The organism is Streptosporangium sp. NPDC002544 (assembly GCF_040295965.1).
Classification (GTDB): Bacteria; Actinomycetota; Actinomycetes; order Streptosporangiales; family Streptosporangiaceae; genus Streptosporangium.
Genome location: NZ_JBEOWJ010000038.1, coordinates 1 through 12,135, shown reverse-complemented (window position 1 = coordinate 12,135; position 12,135 = coordinate 1). Strand labels below are relative to the sequence as shown.

General features: G+C 70.0%; 6 protein-coding genes. 2 read left to right on the top strand and 4 right to left on the bottom strand.

Annotated elements, in window-relative coordinates; all coding sequences use genetic code 11:
• Positions 1-6 precede the first annotated feature (6 nt).
• From ABT061_RS39925 to ABT061_RS39910, 4 genes are all read right to left on the bottom strand, one after another.
• Positions 7-5,055: a DNA repair ATPase gene (locus ABT061_RS39925; protein WP_350928020.1), complete on the bottom strand. Its 5,049-nt coding sequence runs from the start codon at positions 5,053-5,055 to the stop codon at positions 7-9.
• On the bottom strand, positions 5,052-7,163 hold the full coding sequence (locus tag ABT061_RS39920; protein ID WP_350928019.1) for a flotillin family protein: 2,112 nt from the start codon (positions 7,161-7,163) through the stop codon (positions 5,052-5,054). Before ABT061_RS39920 ends, ABT061_RS39925 begins: the two co-directional genes overlap by 4 nt.
• 13 nt (positions 7,164-7,176) lie before the next feature.
• Positions 7,177-7,785 (bottom strand): hypothetical protein, encoded by a 609-nt coding sequence (locus ABT061_RS39915; RefSeq protein WP_350928017.1) that lies wholly within the window; start codon positions 7,783-7,785, stop codon positions 7,177-7,179.
• Between the two features lie 532 nt (positions 7,786-8,317).
• Positions 8,318-9,079 carry a PP2C family protein-serine/threonine phosphatase gene (locus ABT061_RS39910; protein ID WP_350928015.1) on the bottom strand — a complete coding sequence of 254 codons (762 nt, stop codon included), beginning with the start codon at positions 9,077-9,079 and terminating at the stop codon, positions 8,318-8,320.
• Between the two features lie 251 nt (positions 9,080-9,330).
• Here ABT061_RS39910 and ABT061_RS39905 point away from each other — a divergent pair, with 251 nt between their 5' ends.
• Complete coding sequence (locus ABT061_RS39905; protein ID WP_350928013.1) at positions 9,331-10,914, top strand: peptide chain release factor 3; 1,584 nt, start codon at positions 9,331-9,333, stop codon at positions 10,912-10,914.
• Between the two features lie 73 nt (positions 10,915-10,987).
• On the top strand, positions 10,988-11,968 hold the full coding sequence (locus ABT061_RS39900; RefSeq protein WP_350928011.1) for a Gfo/Idh/MocA family protein: 981 nt from the start codon (positions 10,988-10,990) through the stop codon (positions 11,966-11,968).
• Positions 11,969-12,135: the final 167 nt, after the last annotated feature.

The window sequence follows — 12,135 nt, the reverse complement described above, 5'->3', positions numbered from 1 at the left end:
CGGGTTTCACGGTTCGGGGGAGAGCCGGTCGGCGGCGTGTTCGATGGCGGTGCTCACTCGGTCGGCGAGGAGTCCGACCGCGCCGACCGCGCGGGTCATCGGGTCGTCCTCGGCGCCGCCGAGGGCCTGGGAGCGGAGGTAGGCGGTCTTCACCTCGGTCCATCGGGCGGCCTGCTCGGCGGTCAGGGTGCCGCGTAGTTCGGCGAGTTTGAGCAGGTTGGCCTCGGCCCCTGAGGTGAGGGTCTGGGCCTCGCCGAGGTAGTGGTCGTCGATCACCGCCTCCAGTTCGGCGTCGTTCATCACCGGGACGACCCGGGCCGCGAGCTTGTTCATGTTCCGGTACGAGCCCTGGAGCTGGTAGGGCGGCTCGGTCCGCGAGGCGTCCGACTGGGCGGCCGAGGCGATGTACGCCTGGTTGTTGGCCAGCACCACCTTCTGGATCCGGAGCAGCTTGCGGAGCACCGCGAGGACCTGTTCCAGCTCCACCGAGGAGTACGGGTGGGAGAGCTGGTCGGCCCGGACCCCCGAGTCGCCCCGCGCCAGCCGTACCAGCAGGCGGATGTCGTCGCGGTCGCGGGTGGAGAGCGGGGACAGGACCGGGTTGGAGGTCAGCGCGTTGTCGATGTAGCTCAGCGCGAACAGCTCGTCCCGGCCGGACAGCACGTCACCGAGGTTCCACACGTCGGCGCGGTTGGCGAGCATGTCGGGGATGCGGAAGCGCTTGCCCGACTCGGTGTACGGGTTGCCCGCCATGCAGACCGCGAAGCGCTTGCCGCGCAGGTCGTAGGTGCGGGTCCTGCCCTCCCAGACACCCTCCATCCGGCGCTGGCCGTCGCAGAGCGAGATGAACTTCTGCAGCAGCTCCGGGGAGGTGTGCTGGATGTCGTCCAGGTAGAGCAGCACGTTGTTGCCCATCTCCAGCGCGAAGGAGATCTTCTCGATCTCCTGCCGTGCCGTCGCGTCGGGTGCCTGCGCCGGGTCCACCGAGGTCACCAGGTGGCCCAGGGCAGGGCCGTTGACCTTGACGAAGATCAGCCCCAGCCGGTTGGCCACGTACTCCATCAGGGTGGTCTTGCCGTAGCCGGGCGGGGAGATGAGCAGCAGCATGCCCATCTGGTCGGTTCGCTTGGCATCCCCGGCCGCGCCGAGCTGCTTGGCCAGGTTGTCGCCGATCAGCGGCAGGTAGACCTCGTCGAGCAGCTGGTTGCGGACGAAGGCGGTCATCACCTTCGGCTGGAACTCCTCAAGACGCAGCCGCTCACGCTCGGCCGCGACCAACTCGTTGCGCCGCTTCTGGTAGGCGCGGTACGCGGGGACACGGTGGTCGCGGAAGTGCCGGGTCCTGGCCAGGAACTCGTCCAGCCGCAGCTGGAGCGCGCGCCCGGAGATCCGGGGGTGCGCGCCGAGCAGCCCCTCGACCGTGGCGGTCAGCGCCGCGGACGAGTCGTGCCGCGCCACCTCGCAGAGCAGTACGGCAACCGCCTCCACCAGCTCCGCCGATCCGGAGGCCGATGCCGAGCCCAGCCCGGAGCCCGGCGTCGAGACGTCAAAGGCGGACAGCCATGCCTCAGCCAGGCGGTGACGCCCGGAGAGGTCGTCGCCGAGCGCTCGCAGGTCGTCCTCGAACTCCTGGCGCGCGGGGCCGAGCGCCCGGTCGAACCGGTCGAGCAGCGACCGTGCCCCCGCGCTCGTCACGAACCCGAACGGCTTGCCCGCCAGTTCCTCGAAGAGATACTCCCCGGCCAGTTCGAAGACGCCCTCGTCTTCCTGCGCGCGGGTCCCGGTCGCCCGGGGCGCCCCGGACGTGCTCGCGGCGGCCACGGCGAGCGCGCCCGCCGGGCTCTCCGGCCGGCCGTGGAGACCCCGGCTGAAGGACGCGATCGCGGAGCCGAGGGCGGCACGGGTCTCCCGTACCGCCTCCACCTGGCCGAACAGGGTCCGGGCCCGGGCCAGCGACGTCGCCCGGGTGGTCCAGGTCGCGCGGGCGGCCTCGTCGGTGCCGTAGGTCCAGAAGAGCTGGGCGGCGGCCCGCGCCGCCGGCGGATAGCGGAGCAGGCTCGCGCCCGCGTGCAGGCGGAGCGCCGCCTGCAGGATCGCGGTGGCGTCGTGGTCGTGGACGCCCCGCTCGTAGCCCTCGTCGTAGCGGGTCTCCGCCACCCGGCGGACGATCTCCAGCAGCTCCCCGTCGGCCACCGCCGCCTCGTGCAGCGCGTCCAGGGAGACCTGCCGCTCGCCCAGGGTCAGGGTGCCGGACTCGGCGGCGGCCAGGATGGCGGCGGCCAGGTGCTCGCCCCGGTAGACCTCCGGCGACTCCGAGACCGTCAGCTGGTTCCAGAACGGCCGGGTCTCCTCGAAGGCCGCGTCAAGCACCGGGGAACGGTAGTCGGTCCCGGTGACGGCGAACGCCATCCGGCCTTCGTGCGGGACCAGGGTCAGGTCGGCCGGCTGGGTGTTGACCGCGAACAGGTGGCGGCCGAGCCGGATGGTCTCGCCGCCGTCGGTGTAGAGGTCGAGCCGGTCGCGCAGGGCGCGGCCCGCCTCCTGGCGGGCGGACTTGACCCGGCCTTCGAGCTCCTCGGCGCGGACCTGGTCGCCCAGCGCGCGCAGCTCCCCGGCCACGCTCTTGAGCTTGAGCACCATCGGGTCGGACCCGAAGTAGGTGTTGACCTCGTCCAGTGACCTCAGCCCGGCCAGGCGGCGTCGTACGCTCGACAGGATCCGGGTCGCGGAGTCGGCCAGCCGGTCGGCGCGGCGGGCCCGTTCGTCGAGCAGCGCCTGGCGGCGCGAGGAGAACGCCTCATAGACGTCCTCCCGCTTCGAGGACAGCTGCCCCAGGAAGTCGTCGAACTCGGCGAAGCGCGACTCCAGGTTCTCCAGCTGGAGCATCAGCCGGCCCAGCTGCTCGTCGCAGCGCTCGGGGGTGTCGGACATCGCCAGCGCCCCGGTGATCGCCTGCCCCAGCAGGGCGTACTCGGCGGCGAAGGCGGCCCTGCCCTCACCGGCCAGCAGCTCCCCGCGCCGGGCGTCCAGCGTGGCGCGGGCGCGGTTGACGCCGCCGAGCACCTCGCCGACCCGTTCCAGGATGGCGGTCCGCACGGTGGCGTCGGCGATGTCGAGCGTGCCGACCACCTCGACCACGATCTCCAGGCCCCGCGCCTGCCGCTCCAGCCGTTCGCCGATCGGCCCGGCCTCGGCCACGGTCGCGATGGCGCCCGCCTCGGAGACCAGCGACTCGACCTCCGCGTGGTAGCCGGCGAAGGCGTCGTCGCCGCGCAGGAAGCCCGCGGCGCGCTGCGCGGTGCTGTCCAGCTCGGCCGCCAGCTCCGCGTCGAGCGCGTCGATCCTGGCGACGTCGACGTGGCGCAGCTCGCGCAGGGTCACCAGGTGCCCCTGCGACTGGCGCAGCTGCGAGAGCCGGTCCACCCAGCCCTGGGCGGACCTGGGCGCCTCGCTCCGCGCGTGCCGTACCAGCGCGGTGATGTCGGCGGCGGTGGCCTCCAGCGCCTCGGCGGCCTGCCGGGTGAGCGACTGGACGTTCTCGAACTCGTCCAGCACCTGCTCGGCGGTGGCCCGCACGTCGGCGAGCGGGCCGCGCAACCCGTGCTCGCCCAGCCAGTGGTAGTGGTCGAAGACCCGGACGCAGGAGGCGATCAGCGCCTCGAAGACCGGGATCGACGGCGCCATCTCGTCGACCATCCCGGCCACCGAGAGGCAGTCGGAGATGCCGCGGACCAGCTCCGCGTTGCCGATCCGCTCCAGCGGGCCGGTGCCGACCGGACGGCCGGCGGCGTAGAGGTCCGACTGGTACGCCGTCTGCCAGACCTGCATCGGGTGGACGCGGGTGGGCTCTTCGGAGGTGGCCCTGAAGACGACCAGCGTGCCGTCGTCGAACAGCGAGTAGCCGTGGCAGGAGAGCGGATTCGCCACCTGCTTGCGGATCACGTTGTACGGCAGCAGCAGCGAGCGCCCCTCGGCGCGGGCGTGGAAGACGTACAGCACGTCCTCGCCGTTGGGGGAGCGGATGACCCGCTCGAACTCCAGCTCGGACACGTCGGTGTCGAAGGTCTTGCTGACCCCGGTGGACAGGTAGTAGCCGCCGGGGAAGATGATCCCCTGGTCCTCGGGCAGGCGCTGGCAGGCCTGCCCGATGCCGTCGAGGCGGACCACGCCCTTGGTCCGGGTGTTGAAGACCAGGTACCGCCACTCGGGCTCCTTGTACGGCCGGATCCGGAGCAGGATCAGCGGGCCGATCCTGGCGTGCTGGACCTCCGCGTCGGCGAGGCTCTGCAGCGGCTCGGTGACGGGCTCGCGGTAGATGCCCTCACCGGACTCGGTGTTGTTCTCGATCTTGATGGTGAGGTCGCCGCCGACGGTCTCGACGAACACCTCGCCCTGAATCGAGATGTGCGGGTGGCGGCCGAGCACGTGGTCGTCGCGGGTGGCGGGGGTCCACTCGAAGTCGTGCGAGGGCGGGAACGTGTGGTCGCGCTCCCCCCGGTCGTCGATGTAGGTGAGCGTGCCGTCCACCCCGACCTGCCAGCGCAGCACCCGGGTGTCCTGCGGGCCGGTCTGGAAGACGGCCAGCAGCTTGCCCTCGACCCGGCGGAGCTGGAGCAGCCGGGTCTCCCGGTAGTACCGGTAGAGCTCGGCGAAGTCCCGCTCGAAGCGCGGGTCACGGAACATCGGCGCCGGGTCGAACCGGAACGCGTCCGCCGTGTCCCGTACGAACGTGTGCATGGAGAAGACGTCCGCGACGGCCGTCTCCGGCTTCAGCCCGATGAACACGTTGTAGCCGAAGAGCATGAGCCCGCCGACCGAGACGATGTCGCGCGGCACGCAGTTGTTCTCGGTGCGTATCCGCTCGGTGCCGATCAGGCGCAGCTCGGCTCCGCCGAACACCGCCAGGCGTTCGGCGTTGAGCGCGTCGGACCGCCTGGCCAGCTCGGCGGCCTGTTCGGTCAGCCGGGCGCGGAGCACCTCGTAGGTGCCCGCGTCCAGCCCGGCCCCCTCCGCGCCGGGGGCGTCGGTGACGGCCTCCGCCGTGGAGGACGTCACTTGCCGGCGGAGTTGAGCGCGGCGACCGGGACCTCGGTGGTGGTGGCCGCGGCCTGGGCCTCGCTCAGCAGGCCGCGGAGCCGGTCGGCGTCGGGGCCGCCGTCCTTGATCAGTTTCACCAGCAGCGCGGACAGCGAGAGGTTCCGCACGTCGGCGGTGTCGATCGAGCCGAGGACCCTGCTCAGGTCGGCGGGGAGGCTCGACGAGCCGTTCAGGTAGGGCTCGGCCAGCGTGCGGGCGACGTCGGAGTGCTCCATGAAGCCGTCCACCGCCTTGCCCATGGTGATCGAGCTCATCAGCTTGTCGAAGAACACGCTGTCGCCGCCGACGATGTCGATGTTGGCCTTGGACAGGCCGGCGGAGACCACGGAGGCCTGTGCCTCGGCGATCTTGAGCTGCACGTTCACCCCGGCGAGGCGGATCTCCTTCTCGGCCTCCAGCCGCAGGCGGTACTCCTCGTGGGCGCGGGTCGCGTCGGTGAGCGCGGCCATCGCCGCGGCCTTCTCGGTGAGACCCTCGGCCTCGGCCTTGAGCTTCTCGCCGACCGTCGCGGCGGCGGCCAGTGCCATGGCCTGCTCGCCCTCGGCCTCCGCCTTCAGCTTCTCGCGCACCGCGGTGGCCACGGCGTGCGCCTTGGCCTGCTCGCCCTCGGCGACGGCCAGCGCCTTCTCCCGCTCGACGGAGGCCTCGGCGCGGCCGACCTTCTCGATCGCCGCGGCGTCCCGCTCGCGCACCTGCACCTCGGCCAGGCCGGGAGCGGCGGTCTCGGCCTGGATGCCCTCGGCCAGACGGATCTTGGCGCGGGCGTCGAGCTCGGCGGCCTGCTGCCGGGACTCGGCCAGCACCAGCGCCTCGCGGGCCCGGTGCTTGGACGCCGCCTCGGAGGCCTCGGCCGCCTTGATGTCCTTGACCAGGCTCTCCTGCGCCTCGGCCTCGGCCTGGATGATCACGGCCTGGCGGGTCCGCTCGGCCTCCTCGACCACCCGCAGGCGCTTGATGCTCTCCTCCTGCTCGGCGACGGTCTTCTCCACCACGATCCGCTCGCGGATCACCTCGGCGATGGAGCGCTTCTCGCCCTCCACCTCCTTGTCCTTGGAGATGCGCGACAGCTCGGTCTCGCGCTCGCGGGCGATGACCTCCAGCAGACGGTCCTTCTCGATCCGCTCGGTCTCGATGGCGAGGACCCGCTCACGGTTCTTCGCCGCCACCGCGATCTCGCGGGCCTGGTTCTCCTGCTGGATGCCGAGCTGCTCGTCGGTACGGAGATTCGCGGCGTGCGCCTTGAGCCGCTCCTCGGCCTGGACCTTGGCGGTCTCCGCCTCCTCGCGGGCACGCATGGTCTCGACCTCGCGCTTCTGCTTGATCTCCGCGTCGGCCTGGCGGCGCTCAAGTTCCAGGATGGCCTCCCGCGCGTCCACGTTCTGGCGGGTGATCTCCTTCTCCTCGCGACGCTGGAACTCGTTGGTCCGTACGTGCTCGATGGCGGTCAGCTCGGTGATCTTCCTGATGCCCTGCGCGTCGAGGATGTTGTTCCGGTCGAGGGACATCAGCGAGGTCTGCTCGAGGTAGTCGATGGCCGCGTCCTCAAGGCTGTAGCCGTTGAGGTCGGTGCCGATGACCTGGATGATCTGGTCGCGGAACCGGTCACGCTGGGTGTAGAGGTCCACGAAGTCGAGCTGCTTGCCGACCGTCTTGAGCGCCTCGGAGAACTTGGCGTTGAACAGCTCCTGCAGCGTCTCCTGGTCGCTCGCGCGGGCGGTGCCGATGGCCTGGGCCACCTTCACCACGTCCTCGACGGTCTTGTTGACCCGGACGAAGAAGGTGATGCGGATGTCGGCCCGGATGTTGTCGCGGCAGATCAGGCCCTCACGGCCGGTCCGGGCGATCTCGATGGTCTTCACCGAGATGTCCATCAGCTCCGACTTGTGGAAGATGGGCAGCACGATGGCCCCGGTGAAGGTGACGTCCACCTTGTTGATCTTCGAGATGATCAGGGCCTTACCCTGCTCGACCTTGTTGAACAGGCGGCTGATCATGATGAGCAGGCCGACGACGACGAGGAGGACGACGGCGAGGAAAATGCCGAGTCCGGTGGAGATGACGTCCAAAATGGTCCCTCGGTTAAATAGGACGATCAGGGTCGAGTTCCGCGGCGTAGGGCATCACCCAGAAGAACTCGCCGGGGGAGTCATAGGCGAATATCAGGGCGGTGCTTCCGGCGGCGAAGACGTCGTCGCCGGTCTGACGCACTTGAACGAGAGCGGAGGAGCCGTCCGGAGCGGTGACCTCGGCCTGGCCGAAGTCACTGCCGACCCGGCTTGTGCGGATGACGCACGCACGGCCCACGAAGTCGGCGCGGGAGGGGACGCGCTCCTTCGGGATGAGACGTCGCAGCGGCAGCACGATGAGGCGCGTGCACGCCCAGGCGCAGACCAGCGCCGCGACCAGTACCGCCACCAGGGCGGGGGTGCCGGTGAACAGTGTGCCGCCCACGAGGCTCGCGAACCAGGCGACGACGACCAGCAGCGAGATGACCAGTGCGGCCGGGACCCCGCCGAGTCCCAGACCGCTCAGGAAGCCGGTGGCTCCCGAGGCTTCGGAGCCGTCGCCGTCACCGTCGAACCCGAACACGCCGAACACGACGAGCACCCAGTACGCGATGATCACCAGGAGCAGGAACGTGAACAGGACGGTCGGAAAAGACAGCGTGGCGTCGACGAACTGGCCCATTGGCGTGTGAGGTCCCCCTGCTGGCGTACCGGATCGCGCTCCCCCGAGCGCGTGTTGGTGACTATATACAGGTAAAGATCGGTTAAAGGGAATAGTTCCCAAATTGGAAAAATATCCGTATTAACTGCTCCACCTGCGGGTTCCCGGGGGCTGTGCGCGCGGCGGCGCGGGGTCGTCCGAGGGCATGAGGAAACCGAGGAGCGCAGGCGTGGCCTCGCGTCCTCGGCGTGATCCCGAGAGATCAGGCGGGCCGGGTGATCATGTAGGCGAGACCGACGAGAATCACGACGGGGATGAGCCACACGACGGCCTCGATGGCGAATTCCTTGTACACGGGGGACATCCCTCCGAAAGGTGGGTCGGCGAGGAACGTGGGTTTCCGACGATAACCGCTGTCCCCCGGCTGTGACCAGGGCTCACCGGGCAGCGGGCAGCGGCCGGGGTATCCCGGCGTGTCGTGACCTGTCCGCATGAGCGGTGACCGACCACGAGCGGGCGGCTTCCGTGAGCCTCTGTAAGCCTCTGTGAGCGCTTATGAGGGGACGGCCGAACCGACCACCACGGGATTGTCGGTGATCTCCCCCTCGACCACGTCGGCGACCACGCAGGTGATGTTGTCGGGTCCTCCCGCCTCGCAGGCGAGCGCGATCAGCTGCCGGGTGACCTCCTGAAGGTCGTCGACCTCGGCGAGCACCTGGCGAAGCCGCTCGGCATCGACCACCCCCGACAGCCCGTCGGAACAGAGCAGGTAGCGGTCACCGACCTCGGCGTCCCGCAGGGAGAGGTCGAGTTCGAGGTTCTCGTTGCCGTCGAGGACCTGCAGCAGGATCGACCGGTGCGGGTGGCGGGCGGCCTCCTCCGCGGTGATCCGGCCGTCGTCCATCAGCGTCTGGACCAGGGTGTGGTCGTAGGTGATCTGATAGAGATCGCCGTTGCGGAGCAGGTAGGCGCGGGAGTCGCCGATGTGGGCCAGGGCGACGCGCGAGCCGTTCCAGAGCATCAGGGTCAGAGTGGTCCCCATGCCGGTGAGTGACGGGTCTTCGGCGACCAGCTCGCGCAGACGCTGGTTGGCCTTGCGGACCCCGGCCTCGGCGGCGGCGGCGAGGTCGCCCGGGCACTCCTGGTCCAGGGACGCCACGGTGGCGATGGCCGCCGAGCTGGCGACCTCACCACCCACGTGACCGCCCATTCCGTCGGCGACGGCCAGGAGCCGCGCACCCGCGTAGGCGGCGTCCTCGTTGCCTTGCCGGATCCGGCCGACGTCGGACCCTGCCGTATAGCGCAGCGTGATCATCTGCACATCACTAGATCGTCGAGTTGCACGAGCTGAGCCGCTTTCGGACAGTTGGGATGGGCCTATGGCGAACCGAGATGTTCCACGATCCACGTAACACCATGGTGGCGCAAGCGGCCTGGGGAAGTGTTGCCACATCTGTTGACACCGGTAGTGGCGCGTAAGCTGTTTCAGTGGCCGCTCAGCGCCTCCTCAGTGCCCCCGCACTGTGCCCGGAGTTCCCCACTTTACGCACCACTAGGAGATCAGGAATGACCGCGATCATGCAGGAGGCGGCACGTCGCCGCACGTTCGCGGTGATCAGCCACCCCGACGCGGGCAAGTCGACCATGACCGAGGCACTGGCGCTGCACGCCTCCGCGATCAGCCAGGCGGGCGCGGTGCACGGCAAGTCCGGACGGCGCGGGGTGACCTCCGACTGGATGGAGATGGAGAAGGCCCGAGGCATCTCCATCACCTCCGCCGCGCTCAGGTTCGAATACCGCGGCCACATGTTCAACCTGGTCGACACTCCCGGCCACGCGGACTTCTCCGAGGACACCTACCGGGTGCTGGCCGCCGTCGACTGCGCGGTCATGCTGCTCGACGCGGCCAAGGGCATGGAGCCGCAGACGCTGAAGCTGTTCGAGGTGTGCCGGCACCGCCGCATCCCCGTCATCACGTTCGTCAACAAGTGGGACCGGCCGGGCCGCGAGGCCCTGGAACTGCTGGACGAGATCGAGGAGAAGACCGGTCTGAAGCCCACGCCGATCACCTGGCCGATCGGCACCGGCGGCTTCTTCCACGGGGTGGCCGACCGCGGCGCCGACCGGATCGTCCGCTACACCCGCACCCCCGGCGGTGCCACCAAGGCCATCGAGACCGATCTGAGCGCCGAGCAGGCCCTGATAGAGCTGGGCGGCGACTGGGAGCGGGCCAAGGACGAGATCGACCTGCTCTCCGCGATCGGCGCCGACCACGACCAGAAGACCTTCGAGGCGCACGAGTCCACCCCGGTGCTGTTCGGGGCCGCGCTGTCCAACTTCGGCGTCGGCCGCCTGCTGGACGCCATGGTCGACATCGCTCCCGCTCCCGCGCCCCGGCCGGACGTCGACGACGACCCGCGCCCGCTGGAGGAGCCGTTCTCCGGCCTGGTCTTCAAGGTGCAGGCCAACATGGACCCCTCGCACCGCGACCGGATCGCCTTCGTCCGGGTCTGCTCGGGCAGGTTCGAGCGCGGCATGGTGCTCGTCCACGCGGCCACCGCCCGCCCGTTCGCCACCAAGTACGCCCAGTCGGTCTTCGGCCAGGAACGCGCCACGATCGACGAGGCGTACCCCGGAGACGTGGTCGGACTGGTGAACGCCAGCGCCCTGCGTCCGGGCGACACGCTGTACGACGGCTCGCCCGTCGAGTTCCCCCGAATTCCGAGCTTCGCCCCCGAGCACTTCTCCACGGCAAGGGTCCGCGACTCCAGCCGTTCCAAGCAGTTCCGCAAGGGCATCGAGCAGCTCGACGCCGAGGGCGTGGTCCAGGTGCTCCGCTCCGATGTCAGAGGCGACCAGTCGCCGGTGCTCGCCGCAGTGGGTCCGATGCAGTTCGACGTGGTCAAGCACCGGATGGCCACCGAGTTCAACACCGAGATCCTGATGGACCGGCTCGACTTCGGCATCGCCAGGCTCACCGACGCCGAGTCGGCACCGATCCTGGCCCGCCAGCGCGGGGTGGAGGTCTTCACCCGCTCGCTGGACGGGGTCCTGCTGGCGCTGTTCACCGACGAGTGGCGGATGCGCGGCGTCATGCGCGACCACCCTGACCTGGTGCTGAACGCCCTGCTCGCCGACACTCGCGGCTGACCGGTTCGGGTACGGCCTTTTGACCGGCCGTACCCGGTTGGTTTACCTGCCATTTGTGGTGAAATTTGTCGCCATGAGTGCGACTAGATGGGGAATCCTGGCGACCGGTGGCATCGCCGCCACCTTCACCGAAGACCTGAAGCTTTTGCCGGACGCCGAGGTGGTCGCGGTCGGATCGAGGTCGGAGGAGTCCGCGCGGGCCTTCGCCGACCGGTACGGCATCCCCCGGGCCTACGGCAGCTGGGCCGAGCTGGCCGCCGACCCGGACGTGGACATCATCTACGTGGCCAACACCCAGAACGCCCACTACGCCGCGGTACGGACCTGTCTGGAGGCGGGCAAGGCCGTACTGTGCGAGAAGGCGTTCACCCTGAACCGGGCCGAGGCCGCCAGGCTGGTCGACCTCGCGAGGGAGCGGGGCCTGTTCCTGATGGAGGCCATGTGGATGCGCTGCGTCCCGGGCATCCGCAAGCTCGTGGAGCTGGTCGAGGGCGGGGCCGTCGGCCCGGTCGACTCCGTGCACGCCGACTTCTCGATCTCCGTCTCCGTCGAGCCCGACCACCGGCTCCGCGACCCGAAGCTGGGTGGCGGCGCTCTGCTCGACCTGGGCGTCTACCCGATCTCCTTCGCCCACCTCGTGCTCGGTGTCCCCACCGGGGTGCGGTCCTGGGCGCGGCTGACCCCCGAGGGCGTGGACGAGAACACCGGCGTGCTGCTCGGTTACGACAGCGGAGCCGTCGCCCTGCTCTCCTGCGGTATCACCGCGAGCAGCCCGGTCACCGCGTCGATCTCCGGTCCGCTCGGCCGGATCGAGCTGCCGAACCCGTTCTTCCGTCCCGACACCTTCGTCCTGCACCGCATGGGCGCTGAGCCGGAGACCTTCCACGTCCCCTTCGAGGGGGCCGGCATGCTGCACGAGGCGGCCGAGGCCATGCGCTGCCTGCGCGAGGGGCTGCTGGAGAGCCCGCTGGTGCCGTGGCAGGCGACGTTGGACGTGATGGGCATCCTGGATGAGGTCCGCGCGCAGGTGGGTGTCCGGTTTCCCGGTGAATGACTGATCTGGAGCTTTCCGGTGCGGGCCCGGGGGTTCTCCAGGTGCGGGGTGTTCGCCGTGCCCTGCGTGGGGTTTGCGCTGTGCCCGCTGCGGTGGGCGGGTGTTCCGGCCGGCCGTCTCAGTGGCCGTCTGGTGATTTCGGCCTCCGGCCTGCTCGGGTGTGGTGG